General features: G+C 66.6%; 17 protein-coding genes. 3 read left to right on the top strand and 14 right to left on the bottom strand.

Going from position 1 to position 14,721, the window contains the following annotated elements; genetic code table 11:
• Positions 1-75: 75 nt before the first annotated feature.
• From C4F17_RS03145 to C4F17_RS03135, 3 genes are read right to left on the bottom strand one after another with little or no spacing between them, the layout of a single operon-like run.
• Positions 76-1,056, bottom strand: coding sequence for a hypothetical protein (locus C4F17_RS03145; RefSeq protein ID WP_081269118.1), 981 nt, complete (start codon positions 1,054-1,056; stop codon positions 76-78).
• A 4-nt stretch (positions 1,057-1,060) separates the two neighbouring features.
• Positions 1,061-1,540, bottom strand: coding sequence for a hypothetical protein (locus C4F17_RS03140; protein WP_081269117.1), 480 nt, complete (start codon positions 1,538-1,540; stop codon positions 1,061-1,063).
• A gap of 51 nt (positions 1,541-1,591) precedes the next feature.
• Positions 1,592-2,302 (bottom strand): ABC transporter ATP-binding protein, encoded by a 711-nt coding sequence (locus tag C4F17_RS03135; RefSeq protein ID WP_081269116.1) that lies wholly within the window; start codon positions 2,300-2,302, stop codon positions 1,592-1,594.
• 36 nt (positions 2,303-2,338) lie between these two features.
• Between C4F17_RS03135 and C4F17_RS03130 the strand changes: the two genes are divergently transcribed.
• Positions 2,339-2,977, top strand: a complete 639-nt coding sequence (locus C4F17_RS03130) for an arylesterase (RefSeq protein WP_234382513.1) — start codon at positions 2,339-2,341, stop codon at positions 2,975-2,977.
• Between the two features lie 58 nt (positions 2,978-3,035).
• Here C4F17_RS03130 and C4F17_RS03125 read toward each other — a convergent pair whose 3' ends face one another.
• Positions 3,036-3,239: a hypothetical protein gene (locus C4F17_RS03125; RefSeq protein WP_055796387.1), complete on the bottom strand. Its 204-nt coding sequence runs from the start codon at positions 3,237-3,239 to the stop codon at positions 3,036-3,038.
• Between the two features lie 112 nt (positions 3,240-3,351).
• A complete protein-coding gene (locus C4F17_RS03120) occupies positions 3,352-4,545 on the bottom strand; it encodes a PLP-dependent transferase (protein WP_081269114.1) in 1,194 nt (397 codons plus the stop codon).
• Positions 4,546-4,632: 87 nt separating this feature from the next.
• Between C4F17_RS03120 and C4F17_RS03115 the strand changes: the two genes are divergently transcribed.
• Both C4F17_RS03115 and C4F17_RS03110 read left to right on the top strand, forming a co-directional pair.
• Positions 4,633-5,517, top strand: a complete 885-nt coding sequence (locus C4F17_RS03115) for an AraC family transcriptional regulator (RefSeq protein ID WP_106934247.1) — start codon at positions 4,633-4,635, stop codon at positions 5,515-5,517.
• A 53-nt stretch (positions 5,518-5,570) separates the two neighbouring features.
• Entirely contained in the window at positions 5,571-6,023 is a 453-nt protein-coding gene (locus C4F17_RS03110) for a VOC family protein (RefSeq protein WP_081269112.1), read from the top strand.
• Between the two features lie 18 nt (positions 6,024-6,041).
• On the opposite strand, the gene C4F17_RS03105 is transcribed toward C4F17_RS03110, so the two are convergent.
• The 9 genes from C4F17_RS03105 to der all read right to left on the bottom strand — a co-directional run bounded on the left by C4F17_RS03105 (position 6,042) and on the right by der (position 14,707).
• A complete protein-coding gene (locus C4F17_RS03105; RefSeq protein WP_106934246.1) occupies positions 6,042-6,566 on the bottom strand; it encodes a phosphoribosyltransferase in 525 nt (174 codons plus the stop codon).
• A 21-nt stretch (positions 6,567-6,587) separates the two neighbouring features.
• A complete protein-coding gene (locus tag C4F17_RS03100; RefSeq protein ID WP_081269110.1) occupies positions 6,588-7,919 on the bottom strand; it encodes an adenylosuccinate synthase in 1,332 nt (443 codons plus the stop codon).
• 22 nt (positions 7,920-7,941) lie between these two features.
• Positions 7,942-9,102 carry an ATP phosphoribosyltransferase regulatory subunit gene (locus C4F17_RS03095; RefSeq protein WP_106934245.1) on the bottom strand — a complete coding sequence of 387 codons (1,161 nt, stop codon included), beginning with the start codon at positions 9,100-9,102 and terminating at the stop codon, positions 7,942-7,944.
• A 56-nt stretch (positions 9,103-9,158) separates the two neighbouring features.
• The gene (locus C4F17_RS03090; protein ID WP_081269108.1) at positions 9,159-9,347 is read right to left on the bottom strand and encodes a DUF2065 domain-containing protein; all 189 of its coding nucleotides are present in this window, start codon (positions 9,345-9,347) and stop codon (positions 9,159-9,161) included.
• 16 nt (positions 9,348-9,363) lie between these two features.
• Positions 9,364-10,263 carry a protease modulator HflC gene (gene hflC, locus C4F17_RS03085; RefSeq protein ID WP_081269107.1) on the bottom strand — a complete coding sequence of 300 codons (900 nt, stop codon included), beginning with the start codon at positions 10,261-10,263 and terminating at the stop codon, positions 9,364-9,366.
• Between the two features lie 17 nt (positions 10,264-10,280).
• Entirely contained in the window at positions 10,281-11,654 is a 1,374-nt protein-coding gene (gene hflK / locus C4F17_RS03080) for an FtsH protease activity modulator HflK (protein ID WP_106934244.1), read from the bottom strand.
• A 74-nt stretch (positions 11,655-11,728) separates the two neighbouring features.
• Positions 11,729-12,898 carry a GTPase HflX gene (gene hflX, locus C4F17_RS03075; protein ID WP_106934243.1) on the bottom strand — a complete coding sequence of 390 codons (1,170 nt, stop codon included), beginning with the start codon at positions 12,896-12,898 and terminating at the stop codon, positions 11,729-11,731.
• A 57-nt stretch (positions 12,899-12,955) separates the two neighbouring features.
• Positions 12,956-13,201 carry an RNA chaperone Hfq gene (gene hfq / locus C4F17_RS03070; RefSeq protein WP_012747311.1) on the bottom strand — a complete coding sequence of 82 codons (246 nt, stop codon included), beginning with the start codon at positions 13,199-13,201 and terminating at the stop codon, positions 12,956-12,958.
• 162 nt (positions 13,202-13,363) lie between these two features.
• Complete coding sequence (der, locus tag C4F17_RS03065) at positions 13,364-14,707, bottom strand: ribosome biogenesis GTPase Der (protein ID WP_081269104.1); 1,344 nt, start codon at positions 14,705-14,707, stop codon at positions 13,364-13,366.
• Positions 14,708-14,721: the final 14 nt, after the last annotated feature.

Raw genomic sequence — 14,721 nt, 5'->3', positions numbered from 1 at the left:
CCCCCCTGGAAGGGGGCAACACCGGCGGCCCGGCAAAGCCGGTTCCGCGGTGTTCCACGAAGGTGCCTCGCTCCGTCAGGCGAGGGGTAAACCGCTGGTCGCGCGGGTGCGCTCGTCGTGCAGTTGCTGCACCGCCAGCGCATTCGGATGCACCTTCTCGCTGTTGCCCACGGCCTCGAGGAACTGGCAGGCGGCGTGGCCTTCGGCGGCCTTTTCGTAGCGGGCGATCCAGGCGTCGCGCGCGGGCAGCTTGTCGGGCGCCACGGGCCACACGCCGGGCCGGGGCCGCATCGCATCGCCGATGCCGATGCGCCACGGCTTGGCGCTCAGGCGCGCGCGAAAACAGTTCTGGTTGCGGCACATGCGGGCGTACACCTTGTCGACGCCCAGCAGCTGGAAGCAATCGGCCACCGCGTTGTCCGACGGCTTGAAGACATCGTGCATGGCCAGTACCCGAAAGCCCGCGGGCGTGCGGTAGATGCGCAGGTGCCAGTCGGGATGCTGGTGCATGAAGCGTCCGATGCGCTCGGCCGCCTGCTTCTCGGGCGATGGGTTGCCGCTGGGCTCGCCGCGCTTCTTGCGCTGGCCGATGACCCAGGCCACGGCGAACACCACGATGCCCGCGATCAGCCCGCCGAGCCAGGTCTTGGCGGCCCAGCCGCCGACCACACCGGCGATCAGGGCCGGCACCAGCGCAAAGCCGAACACGCTGCCGCGCAGCGGCTCCTCGAAATCGATGTCCACGAACAGCACGTCGGGCGTGTTGAGGCAGCGCGCGCCGTAGCTGTTGCGCGTGACCACGGTGTCGCCCTGCCGCTCGACGATTTCCTCGCGGATCGGCACGCCGTCGGCGCCGTTGTAGGCGCGCTTGAGTTCACGGCGGTCGAGCTGCTCGCCGGCCACGATGCGGTCGAAGGCCTCGCGGGCACGCTGGTCGGCATGCGCCTGCGCTGCCACGGGGCTGTCGTCGGACCAGCCGTGCCGGCGAACGGTGATCTGCTTGCCGGCCACGCGCTCCTGGACGCGGCCCTCGGCCCAGAACTGGGGAACGATCATCGGGTCAGAGCTCTTTTCCGAACAACGCCCAGACCAGCAGCATGGCCAGCACGATGACGGTGACCGGCAGCCAGCTGTAGCTGCCCGCCGGCACGCGGCCCGGCTCGTCGACCACCGGGCGGCGAGGTATTTCCGACGCCAGGTGGCCGAAGGCGCCGACCGGCGGGTTTTCGTGGTTCTCGACCAGCCGCTTGGCGGCCGCGAGGCTCAGGCCGGTGGCGTCGCGTGTGAGCCGCACGGCCTCGACCTTGTTGCCTTGCGCCAGCGCGGTCAGTGCCGTGGACGGCATCGACGCGAAGCCGCGGTCCTGCGCGGAGACGTCGGGCGAAGCGCGGCCCGGGTCCCCCATCCATGCGGCATAGCGCTCGACGGCGTCCTTGGCCGAACGGAGATCCATGCCGGTGCTGTCACGCACGATCTTGATGGCCTCGATCAGCCTGCCACGCCGCAGCGCCGCGATGGCGTCCGGTGGTAGGTCGTCCATGGGGGATGTTGCTCCTGTATTTGCTATCCGTTTGATAGCTTACCGCGCTTGTCAGCCGGGCGCTACGGCAGCTTTTTCATTACCTGCCACCCTTCCGGCCTCGATCGTGATGCGCCGTTCGCACCGATCGGCGATGCCGCGGTCGTGCGTGACGAGCACGAGCGTGGTGCCCAGTTCGCGGTTGAGGTCGAACATGAGCTTCATGACCTGCTCGCCGGTGGCGAAGTCCAGGCTGCCGGTGGGCTCGTCGGCCAGCAGCAGCGAAGGCTGAACGACGAAGGCCCGCGCCAGCGCCACGCGCTGCTGCTCCCCGCCCGAGAGCACCTTCGGGTAGTGCCCGAGCCGCTGGCCCAGCCCGACGCGGCCGAGCATTTCGGTGGCCGCCTTGCGGGCGTCCTTGCGGTTGGCAAGCTCCAGCGGGAGCATGACGTTCTCGAGCGCGCTGAGGTTGCCCAGCAGCTGGAAGCTCTGGAACACGAAGCCCACGCGCTTCGCGCGCACGGCGGCGCGCTCGTCCTCGTCGATGGCGAACAGATCGTCGCCCGCGAGCCTGACGGTGCCGCGCGTGGGCGTGTCCAGCCCCGCGATGATCGACAGCAAGGTGCTCTTGCCCGAACCCGAGGCGCCGACGATGGCCGCGGTCTCCCGCGCGCCGAGGGTGAAATGGATGTCCTGCAGAATGTCCAGCGTGCCGGCCGAGTCGGTCACGGACTTGAAGACATGCTCGACGGCGACAATGGCATCAGACGGGGGTTGGGACATGGAAAGGCTTTGGTTTTGAATCGACGTGACTTTATCTTGACCACCGCCGCGCTCGGCAGCGCGGGGACTTGGACGACCGCGGCGAATGCCCAGGCTCCAGCCTCCACGGCTGGCAAGCCGGTGATCCTGGTGCTGGGCGATTCGCTGAGCGCAGAGTACGGGCTCAAGCGCGGCGAAGGCTGGGTACCCTTGCTGGAGAAAAGGCTTGCGCAGCAGAAGATCGCGGCGACCGTGGTCAACGCCAGCATCAGCGGCGACACCAGCTCCGGTGGACGCGCCCGCTTTCCTTCGCTGCTCGCGCAGCACAAGCCCAGCCTCGTTGTGCTGGAGCTCGGCGCCAACGACGCCCTGCGCGGCCTGCCGCTGGCCGACACCGAAAGCAACCTGCTGCAGATCACCAAGGCCGCGCAGGCGGCAGGCGCGAAGGTGCTGATCGTCGGCATCCAGGTGCCGCCCAACTACGGCGGCGACTACACGCGGCGCTTCGAGGCGGTGTTCTCGAAGGTGGCCGGCGCCACCCGGTCGGCGCTCGTGCCCTTCCTGCTCAAGGGCGTGGCGGACGCACCGAACGCGCTCTCGCTGTTCCAGGCCGACCGCATCCATCCGACGGCGGCGGCGCAGCCGCAGTTGCTCGACAACGTCTGGCCCGAACTGCGCAAGCTGCTGCCCAAATGAAAAAACCGCCACCGGCGCAAGCCTGTGGCGGTTTTCATGGAGGGAAGCCAGAAACGGATCAACCGTTCTTGGTGGGCAACTCGGGCACCGTGGGGGGATCGCGTTCGAGCGAAGCCACGTCGGTTTCCGGGTCTCCGGGAGCCAGTCCGTCGCTGCTCGGGCTGAGTTTGCGATTCGCCTTTTCCCGGAGCTTTTCTTCCTTTTTCTTCTTCTTGGCCAGCTCTTTCTGGCGCTTCTCGTAGCCGTAATTTGGTGTTGCCACTGCTTCTCCTTGGGCGAGGCAGTCAGGGTGACTGCGCGTGGCCTACTGTAAGCGATAACGGTGCAGTCTCAAGAGCCCCCGCGGCGGCACTCGAGACAGCCGATTCGCTTTTTTACATCCGTGCCAGCGCCTGTTGCAGATCGGCCCGCAGATCGCCCACGTCTTCCAGGCCGATCGAAAAGCGGACGAGCGTGCCCCTGTGGGGCCAGCGCGCCACACTGGCGTCGCGCATCAGGCCGATGTCGTAGGGCACCACGAGGCTGATCGGCCCGCCCCACGAGTAGCCGAGCCGGAACAGCTTCAGGCTGTCGCAGAAGCGGTCGACCTGCTCGGTGCGGAAGCGCTCGTCGAACACCACGGAGAACAGGCCCGCCGCCAGGTCGGTTTCGCCGCACAGTGCACGCCAGTGGACATGGCCCGGGGAATCTTCCAGCGCCGGGTGCAGCACCTGCGCGATTTCCTCGCAGCCGTTGAGCCATCCCGCCAGTTCCCGTGCCGCGCGGTCGTGCGCCGCATAGCGCAGACCGATGCTGGGCAGCGAGCGCAGCAGCGTCTCGACGTCGCCGACGCCGACGCCGAAACCCATGCGCATGTGGGTGAGCTTGAGGGCGCGGTGCAGGCGCTCGTCGCGCGTGACCACGCTGCCCATCAGCACATCGCCGCCGCCGCTCGGGTACTTGGTGAGCGCGTGCACGGAAATGTCGACGCCCTGCCCCGTGCCGTTGAAATCGAAGGGCGCGAAGGCCAGGCCGGCGCCCCAGGTGTTGTCGAGCGCCGTCATCACGCCGCGCGCGCGGCAGACGTCCACCAGCGCGGGAAGGTCGGGGAATTCCATCGTCACCGAACCGGCCGCCTCCACCCACACCAGCCGCGTGCGGGACGACAGCTTGGCCTCGAGGTCCGACGGGTCCATCGCGTCGTACAGGCGGTGGGTGATGCCGAAGTTGGCGAGCTCGCCGGTGGCCAGCGCCTTGTTGGGGCCGTAGGCGTTGTCGGGGATCAGCACTTCGTCGCCGGTCTTCAGGAAGGCGAACGCCACCAGCGAGATGGCGGCCAGGCCGCTGGGCACCAGCAGGCATTCGGTACCGCCTTCGAGCGTGGCAAGGCGCTCCTCGAGCGTGAAGGTGGTGGGCGTGCCGTGCAGGCCGTAGGTGTAGCCGGCCTTGGTCTTCCAGTCACGGGCGCGCATCGCCGCCACGTCGGCGAAGAACACCGTCGACGCCTTGAACACGCCGGGCTGCGGCGCGGCGAAGGTGTCGGGTGGGGTGTAGGGGTGGTGGATCAGGGTCGTGGAAAGCTTGCTCATGGGTGAATCCTAGCGTGGTGGTCGCGCGCCCTGCTCGCGCCCGGGCCCGATTGCGCTGCGAAACGGCTCGACGGACACTCTCCGCACATGCAACTGACCCGCCTTCCCTTGCCTCAGCTGCGGCCCTTCGTGCGGCTGCTGTGGGCGTCCGAACCCGAGGGGGCGCCCCGCGAACGGCCCGGCGCGCGCGAACATGTGCTGCCCACGGGCAGCATGCACCTCGTGTTCCGGCTCTCCGGGCCGCCGTTGCGCCTTTTTCATGACGACGAGGACGCGCGGGGCTACACCGTGGGCCATGCGATGGTGGGCGGCACACGCTCGGCCTTCTTCGTGCGCGACGTTTCGCTGCAGACGCGTTCGGTCGGCATCATGCTCAGGCCCGGCGCGGCGAACGCGCTGCTCGGCGCGCCTGAAGACGCACTGGCCGGCCGCCACACACCGCTGGAAGCGCTCTGGGGTACCGCTGCCGGCTTTGCGCTCGAACAGCTTCACGCCGCCGGATCGCCGGCGCGGCAGCTCGAGATCGTCGATGCGTTGCTGAGCGCACGGCTCGCCGCGTCCACCGCGCACCGCCTGCATCCCGCGGTGGCGCAGGCGCTGGCCAGCATGGCCGGCTGGAACGCCAGCGACGACGGCGCGCAGGCCGGCGCGATCCACCGGCTGGTGGCGCAAAGCGGATACAGCCACCGGCGTTTTATTGCGCTTTTTCGCGGCATGACCGGCCTGGCGCCCAAGCAATACGCCCGCATGCTGCGCTTCGACCACGTGCTGGGCCGGTTCGCGATCGACCCCGAGCAGCCCTGGGCCGACCTGGCACTGGACGCGGGCTACAGCGACCAGGCGCATTTCAACCGCGACTTCCTCGCGATCGCCGGCATGTCGCCGCAGGCCTACCGGCGCGCGGCACCGAAGTCGTCGCGCCACGTGCCGGTCCGAGCGGCTGCCGGCAGGTCAAATTTCTTCAAGACGTGAAGACAGGCCGGAAACCACAATCACGCCCATCCCACACCTGACGAACGAACACCATGGCTATCCACGAACTGTTCCCCTACATCTGCGTCCACGACGCGGCCGCCGCCATCGACTTCTACTGCAAGGTCTTCGAGGTGAAGGAGATCTTCCGGCTGACCGAGCCCAGCGGGCGCATCGGCCACGCGGAGCTGGACTTCCACAACGGCGCGATCCTGATGCTCTCGGACGAATTCGCCGAATGCGACATCCACAGCGCGAAGACACTGGGCGGCACCGCCGTCACGCTGCACCTGCATGTGGACGATGCCGACACGGTCGTGGCGCGCGCGGTCGCTGCCGGCGCCACGCTCGACAGGGCACCGCAGGACCAGTTCTATGGGGAACGTTCCGGCGTCTTTCGCGACCCCTTCGGCCATCGCTGGAACGTGGGGCACAGCATCGAGAAGCTGACGCCGGAAGAAATGCAGCGCCGCTATACCGCGATGCTGCTCAACCCCGCCGGATGAATCGGCGGGACTGGATCGTCAGACCGACCACTTCTCGATGAGCTTGTCGGCGCCCATGGAGTCGTAGCCTTCGAAGGGCTGATGGATCCACGGGTTGGTGGCCAGGAATTCCACCTGGTAGTCGGGCGTGAAGGTCGACAGCGCCTTGGTCCAGATCACGGCGCTGCGCAGCTCGGTGATGGGCGGATAGTTGTTGCGCAGCATGTCCATCACCGCGTGCAGCGTGTGCCCCGAATCGGCGAGGTCGTCCACCAGCAGCACCCTGCCGGCGATCTCGCCCTTGGGGGTGGTGATGAAGCGGGCGATGTCCAGGTGGCCCTGCACCGTGCCTGCATCGGCGCGGTACGAGCTGGTCGACATGATCGCCAGCGGCTTGTCGAAGATGCGCGAGAGCACGTCGCCGGGGCGCATGCCGCCGCGTGCCAGGCACAGGATGGTGTCGAACTGCCAGCCCGACTGGTGCACCTTGATCGCGAGCTTCTCGATCAGGTTGTGGTACTCGTCGTAGCTGACGTAGAGATGCTTGCCGTCTTCGGTCAACATGGTTCTTCTTTTCCTCTGTTTTCAGTCGGCCAGGTAGGGGTGGCGCATCATGATCGTGTGGTCGCGATCGGGGCTGGTCGACACCATGTGGATCGGCACGCCGGTGACCTGCTCGATGCGCTGCAGGTACAGCCGCGCATTGACCGGCAGCTTGTCGTACTGCGTGACGCCCACGGTGCTTTCGCTCCAGCCCTCGAGGGTCTCGTAGATCGGGGTGCAGCGCTCGATCTCGTCGGCGCCCATCGGCAGGATGTCGGTGATCTCGCCGTCGAGTTCGTAGCCGGTGCACAGCTCGAGCTTCTCGAGGCCGTCCAGCACGTCGAGCTTGGTGATGCACAGGCCCGACAGGCCGTTGACCTGCGCCGAACGCTTGAGCAGCGCGGCGTCGAACCAGCCGCAACGGCGGCTGCGGCCAGTGGTCACGCCCTTTTCGGCGCCCACGGTGCTCATGTGGTAGCCGGGGGTGCCGGGCGTGGCCCAGTCGAGCTCGGTGGGGAACGGACCGCCGCCCACGCGCGTGCAGTAGGCCTTGGTGATGCCCAGGATGTAGTGCAGCATGCCCGGGCCCACGCCCGAACCGGCGGCGGCGTTGCCGGCCACGCAGTTGCTGGAAGTGACGTACGGGTAGGTGCCGTGGTCCACGTCGAGCAGCGTGCCCTGCGCGCCTTCGAACAGCAGGTTGGCGCCGTTCCTGTGCGCGTCGTTCAGCTCGCGCGAAACGTCGGCCATCATGGGCTTGAGCAGCTCGGCGTGCTTCATGGCTTCGTTGAAGACTTCGTCGAAATCGATGGCCGGTGCGCTCAGCACCTGCGTCAGCACGTGGTTGTGCAGGTCGAGCAGCACGCGCAGCTTGGCCGCGAAACGCTCGGGGTGCTTCAGGTCCTGCACGCGCAGCGCGCGGCGGGCGATCTTGTCTTCATAGGCCGGACCGATGCCGCGGCCGGTGGTGCCGATCTTCTCGATGCCGCCCTTCTCGCGATAGGCCTCGCGCGCGATGTCCAGCGCGGCGTGGAACGGCAGGATCAGCGGGCAGGCCTCGCTGATGCGCAGGCGCGAACGCACTTCGACGCCAGCCTTCTCCAGCCCTTCGATTTCCTCGAACAGCTTGGCAGCCGACAGCACCACGCCGTTGCCGATGTAGCACTTGACGCCGGGCCGCATGATGCCGCTCGGGATCAGGTGCAACGCTGTCTTCACACCGTTGATGACCAGCGTGTGGCCCGCGTTGTGGCCGCCCTGGAAGCGGACCACGCCCTGGGCGCTTTCGGTCAGCCAGTCGACCAGCTTGCCTTTGCCCTCGTCGCCCCATTGGGTGCCGACGACGACCACGTTTCTTCCGGTGGTTACGCTCATGCTCGTTCCATTACTCAAAAATTCAGATCGTTCGGACACTCCACTGGCCTGCTTGCTCGACGAGCTCGCGGTCGCAGTGGAATTCATCGATTTCGCTGCCATGGCCCGGCAGCACGCAGACTACCGTTTCACCGGACTTGCGCAATTGGGCAATCGCCTGACGCAGGCCGGCCGCATCGCTCCACGGCGCGCGGATGGCGGCACGCAGCGGACGGGCCGGCAGCACGCCGACCAGTTCACGCACGTCGAGGCTGAAGCCGACGGCCGGACGATTGCGGCCGAACACGGCGCCCACCTCGTCATAGCGGCCGCCGCGCACCAGCGAATCGGCCGCGCCGGGCACGTAGATGCCGAAGCGCATGCCGCTGTAATAGGCGTAGCCGCGCAGGTCGGCCAGGTCGAAGCTGATCTGGCGGCCCGCAACCTCGTCCAGGCCGGCGGCGATCTGCCTGAGGTCGGCCAGCGCGGGAGCCACTGCGGGCGTGCCCTCGAGGGCCTTCGCGGCCTCGTCGAGCACGCAGACGTCTCCATAGAGCCCGATCAGGGCGCGCAGGCCGTCGCGCGAGGCAGCGGGGAAATCCTTGGTGAGCGAGGCGAGTTCGCTTGCGTCCTTGGCGGCCAGCGCGGCGTGCACCCGGGCCAGCAGCGCCGCGTCGACCGGCACGCCGGCGAACAGCGCGCGCACGATGCGGGCATCGGCCAGGTCGACGATCACGCCTTCGCGCAGGCCCGCGGCATCGAGGCAGTCGAGTGCGAGCAGCAAGGTCTCGGTGTCGGCCTCGAGGCCGGCGTGGCCGTAGATCTCGGCGCCGAACTGCAGCGGCTCGCGGGTTGCATGCGGCCGGTCGGGGCGGGTGTGGAGCACCGGGCCGCAGTAGCACAGGCGGGCCACGCCGTCGCGGTTCAGCAGGTGGGCATCGATGCGCGCCACCTGGGGGGTGGTGTCGGCGCGAAGGCCCATGCTGCGGCCGGAGAGCTGGTCGACGAGCTTGAAGGTTTGGAGGTCGAGCGCCTCGCCGGTGCCCGAAAGCAGCGACTCCAGGTGCTCGAGCAGCGGCGGCATCACCAGCTCGTAGCCGTAGCCACGGGCGGTATCGAGCAGCTGGCGTCGAAGTTCTTCGATGTGGCGCGCCTCGGAAGGCAGCACATCGGCAATGTGATCCGGAAGGACCCAAGCGGACATGGGGATCGGGGGCGTGGTTAAACCGGGATTCTACCGGGACCGCGACCAGCCCGAGACTAGGCCAGGATCCAGAGCAGTATCAAACCCAGCAGGATGCTGCAAAGTCCGAAGAAACGAAGCTGGCCGTCGCGCAGCTGCATGAGCTGCCCGAAGCCGCGCCGCCACCCTCCCGGAGAAACGAAAGGCAGGATGCCCTCGATCACCAGGACGAGCGCTAGCGCGCTCCAGAAAGTGTCGGCGCTCACGGCTCCGGGGAAAGAATCAACGACGAGGAGCGTTGGTGGAGGAACCCGAGCCCTGCATGGCGCGGAAGAAGTCCGACGACGGGTCGAGCACCATTACGTCGCTCTTCTTGTTGAAGCTCTGCTTGTAGGCCTCGAGGCTGCGATAGAACTGGGCGAACTGAGGGTCGCGGCCAAAGGACTCGCTGTAGGCGGCAGCGGCCTGGGCATCGCCCTCGCCCTTGATCTTCTGCGCATCACGGTAGGCGTTGGCGACGATCACTTCGCGCTGACGGTCGGCGTCGGCGCGGATTTTTTCGCCCTCGGCCGTACCGGTCGAGCGCAGTTCGTTGGCCACGCGCTTGCGCTCGGCTTCCATGCGGCGGTAGACCGATTCGGTAATGGCTTCCACATAGTCGACACGGGTGATGCGAACGTCGACCACGTCGACGCCCCAGGGCTTGGCGCCCTTCACCACCGACAGCACTTCGCGCTGCACGTCGGCCATCAGGGCCTCGCGGCGCACCGAGATCAGGTCGCGCACGGTGCGCTTGTTGATGTTTTCCTGGAACGCATTGCGCACCACACGGTTGAGCTGCATCGCACCGGCGTTCTCGTCGAGACCGACGTTGCGGATGTAGGCCTGAGGGTCGCTGATGCGCCAGCGCACGTACCAGTCGATCACCACGCGCTGCTTTTCAGCGGTGAGCATGGGTTCGGTGTCGATGCTGGAGAGCGTGAGCAGCCGCTTGTCGATGTACGACACGTTCTGGAACGGCGGCGGCAGCTTGAAGTTGAGGCCCGGCTCGGTGATGACCTGCTTGATCTGGCCGAGGGCATAGACCACGCCGAACTGGCGCTGGTCGACCACGAAGAGGGTCGAGCTCAACAGCACGAGCAAGACGAGGATCGACGATGCGATGAATCCGATTCTGTTCATGTTCTTCTAGTCCTTGTTCAACGCACGTCGCGGTCGCGCGAGCGGCCGTCGCGGGCTCGCACGTCGCCCGTCACGGGCGCCACCGGGATCACCGAGGACTGGGGCGGCGCGGTGCCGGCCACATTGGGGCTGGCCGCATCGACCGGCGTGGGCGTCGCGCTGTTGCCGCTTTGCTGCATCAGCTTGTCCAGCGGCAGGTACAGCAGGTTGGAGCCCTGCTTGCTGTCGACCAGCACCTTGGTCGTGCTGGCGTAGATCTGCTGCATGGCGTCGGTGTACATGCGGTCGCGGGTCACCTGCGGCGCCTTCTGGTACTCGGCCAGGACCGAAGCGAAGCGGCCGGCATCACCCTGGGCCTGCGCCACGATGCGCGCCTTGTAGGCTTCGGACTCTTCCTTCAGGCGCGAAGCCGTACCGGTGGCGAGCGGCACCACGTTGTTGGCGTAGGCCTGGGCTTCGTTCTTGGCGCGTTCGCGCTCCTGACCGGCCTTGAGCACGTCGTCGAATGCGGCCTGCACCTGCTCGGGCGGGCGCACGCCGCCCTGCTGCAGGTTGATGCCGACCACTTCGACACCGACCTTGTAGCGATCGAGGATGGTCTGCATCAGCGTGCGCACGCGGGGTGCGATCTGGTCGCGCTCTTCGGCCAGCGCGGCGTCCATCTTCATCTTGCCGACCACCTCGCGCACGGAGGTCTCGGCCACCTGCACGACGGTCTCCGCGGGCGACTTGCTCTCGTAGAGCCAGGCGCGCGCGTCGCTCAGGCGGTACTGCACCGCGAACTTGATTTCGACGATGTTCTCGTCTTCGGTCAGCATGGCCGACTCGCGAAGGCCGGTGGATCGCACGATGGCGTCGCGGCCCACGTCGGTGGAGCGGATCTGCGTGACCACCACCACTTCATGGCGCTGGATGGGATAAGGCAGGCGCCAGTTGAAACCGGCGCCCACGGTCGTCTTGTAGCGTCCGAACTGGGTCACGACCGCCTGCTGGCCTTCGTTCACGATGAAGAAGCCGGTGCCGAGCCAGATGAGTACGGCCACGGCAGCCACGAGGCCGAGGCCGAATCCTGCGTTCTTCATGTCTGGCCTGTAGCCGTTGCCGCCGCCGTTGCTGTTGCCGCCGCTGGGACGATTGCCGCCGCCCTTGCCGCCGCCGAAGAAACCGCCGAGCTTGCGATTGAGGTCGCGCCACAGTTCATCGAGGTCGGGCGGGCCCTGGTTGGGCCCCTGGCCGCGGGGACGGTCGTTGTTGTTGCTGTTGTTGCCCGAAGGCGGGGACGTCGGTGCGCCCGGAGGATTGGCTTCGGGGGGACGGTTGCCGGTCGGGCGATCACCGTTGGAGGACGGCTCGTCGCCACGACCCCACCGGCCATCGTTCAGATTGAACATGCCCAGAAACCCTCTCCGCGCTGGCTTTGAATTCATTCGCTTCGTTCTCTTGTCAGTGGCGGGATTGTGCCCAATCAATTGGCCGCATCGTGCAATTCAGCGTTCGCCTCAGGGGACATCGTATCGGCTACGGAGCCCGATTGCCGGGCGAGCTCGGCGCGCAGCAACGGCACGCCCTCGCCGCTCCTGGCGCTCAGGAAGATGCGGGGGACCTGCACACCGTCGATTTCCATCTCGTCCTGCAGATGCAGCGGATGCTGCGTGCTTTCAAGGGCGTCGAGCTTGTTGAAGACCAGAAGCTGCGGGACGGTGTCGGCACCGATCTCGCGCAGCACGGTCTGCACCTCGGCCATCTGTTCGGGGTAATGGGGGTTGGAGGCGTCGACGACGTGCAGCAGGAGGTCGGCGTCGACCGCTTCCTGCAGCGTCGCCTTGAACGCATCGACCAGGCCGTGCGGCAGGTCGCGAATGAAGCCCACGGTGTCGGAAATCGACACCTGGCGCCGGGCATCGCCCAGGTAGAGATTGCGCGTGGTGGTGTCCAGCGTGGCGAACAGCTGGTCGGCCGCATAGGCGCGGGCCTTGACCAGTGCGTTGAACAGCGACGACTTGCCGGCGTTGGTATAGCCGACGAGCGAGATGTTGAAGGTGTCGCGCCGCTCGCGCTGCCGGCGCTGCGTACCGCGTTGCTTCTGCACCTTGGCCAGCCGCTCGCGGGTGCGCTTGATCGACTCGCCGATCATCCGGCGGTCGAGCTCGATCTGCTTTTCGCCCGGACCGCCGCGCACACCCGCGCCACCGGTCTGACGCTCCAGGTGGGACCAGCGCCGGACCAGCCGGGTACTGAGGTACTGCAGGCGGGCAAGCTCCACCTGCAGCTTGCCTTCGTGCGAGCGCGCGCGCTGCGCGAAGATCTCGAGAATGAGGAAAGTGCGGTCGTACACCGCGACGTCCAGTTGGCGCTCGAGGTTGCGCTGCTGGGCAGGGCTCAGCGCCTGGTCGAAGATGACTTCGCTCGCCCTGTGGAGGGCGGCCAGTTCCTTGATTTCTTCGGCCTTGCCGCTGCCGACGAACAATGCCGCGTCAGGGGCCTTGCGTTTGCAGGAAAGATGGGCGACGGGCGTGAGGCCGGCAGTCTGCGCGAGCAGGCCGAGTTCCTCGAGTTCGCTGTCGAAATGGGGCAGCCCGAAATCAACGCCGACGAGAACGGCGGCGCCTTCCTGGCGGGGGATCTGTTCAGACAAGCGGGATCAGAATTGGGAAAAAGCGCGACGGCCGGAAGGCCGCCGCGCTCCGCGCTATCAGGCAGCGGCGTCGTCGTTCTCGGCAGCCGAGAAATTGACGGCACGACCCGGCACGATGGTGGAAATGGCGTGCTTGTAGACCATTTGCGTCACTGTGTTGCGAAGCAACACGACGTACTGGTCAAAAGACTCGATCTGCCCTTGCAGCTTGATACCGTTGACCAAATAAATGGAAACTGGCACATGCTCGCGACGCAAGGTATTCAGGAACGGGTCTTGCAGAAGTTGCCCTTTATTGCTCACGATATTCTCCGTGTTCAAGAGTAGTTGTTGGAGAGATGACCTTAACACAGGGTTTCCGCGCTGCAGCAACCCGGGTCAAAAGCCTTGAGAAAATAACGGTTCTCAAAAGCCGGAACTTCCGCCCTCGTCGCAAGTCATTGGCCGCCATCGGCGCCCAATGGCTCAGTCGTCCTTGTCGGCAAAAGGATTGTGGGAGCTCTTGAATTCGATCCGCAACGGGGTACCCACCAGGTCGAATTCCTTGCGGAAGCGTCCCTCGAGGAAGCGCTTGTAAGCATCGGTCACATGTTCGAGCGAATTGCCGTGGATCACGATCACCGGCGGATTCATGCCACCCTGGTGCGCATAACGCAGCTTGGGCCTGTACATGCCGCCGCGCTTGGGAGCCTGGAACTGCACCGCCTCCAGCAGCAACCGGGTCAGCACCGGCGTCGACATCTTGCGCGTGGCCGACTTGTGGGCCTGCGCAATTGCCTGCCAAACCGGGCCAAGGCCCTGGCGCTTGATGGCCGAGATGAAATGCAATGCCGCGAACTTCAGGAACGGCAACCGGGTTTCGATCTGCCGCTGGATCTGCTCGCGCTGGTAGCTGTCGACCGCGTCCCACTTGTTGATGGCGATCACCACCGCGCGGCCGCTTTCGAGGATGTAGCCCGCGATGTGGGCATCCTGGTCGGTCACGCCCTGCGTGGCGTCGAGCAGCAGCAGCACCACATTGGCCGATTCGATGGCCTGCAGCGTCTTGACCACCGAGAATTTCTCGATCGCCTCGAACACCCTGCCCTTGCGGCGCAAGCCGGCCGTGTCGATCAGTTCGAAGCGCTGGCCGTTGCGCTCGAAGGGCACTGAAATCGCGTCGCGCGTGGTGCCTGGCATGTCGAATGCCACCAGTCGCTCTTCGCCAAGCCAGGTGTTGATCAGCGTCGACTTGCCCACGTTGGGCCGCCCCGCCACTGCCAGCTTGATCGGCTTGTTGACTTCGTCCTCGTCCGACTCGTCATCCGGATCGGGCAGGTTCAGCGGCTCAAGCGCAAGCTCGACCAGGTCGCGCATGCCTTGCCCGTGCGCTGCGGAAACCCCGTGCACGTCGCCGAAGCCCAGCTCGTAGAAATCCACGAGCTTGGTGCCGTCGTGCATGCCCTCGGCCTTGTTGGCCGCGAGCACGCAGGGCTTGCCCAGACGGCGCAGCTCATTGGCGATCTCATGGTCTTGCGCCGACAGGCCTTCGCGGGCATCGACGACGAAGATCACCACGTCGGCCTCAGCCACGGCCTGCCGCGTCTGCTTGGCCATTTCCTTGTAGATGCCGCTGCCGGCATCGGGCTCGAAGCCGCCGGTGTCGATCACGATGAACTCGTGCTTGCCCAGGCGACCGTTGCCGTAGTGGCGGTCGCGCGTGAGGCCGGCGAAATCGGCGACGATGGCGTCGCGCGTCTGGGTCAGGCGATTGAACAGCGTCGACTTGCCGACGTTGGGACGCCCGACCAGGGCCACGACCGGCTTCATGGCCGGCCTTTCGA

Origin of the sequence: Variovorax sp. PMC12, assembly GCF_003019815.1 — a bacterium.
Taxonomy (GTDB): domain Bacteria; phylum Pseudomonadota; class Gammaproteobacteria; order Burkholderiales; family Burkholderiaceae_C; genus Variovorax.
Note: the sequence above shows the minus strand (reverse complement) of the source record. Positions and strands in the feature narration are given on the sequence as shown.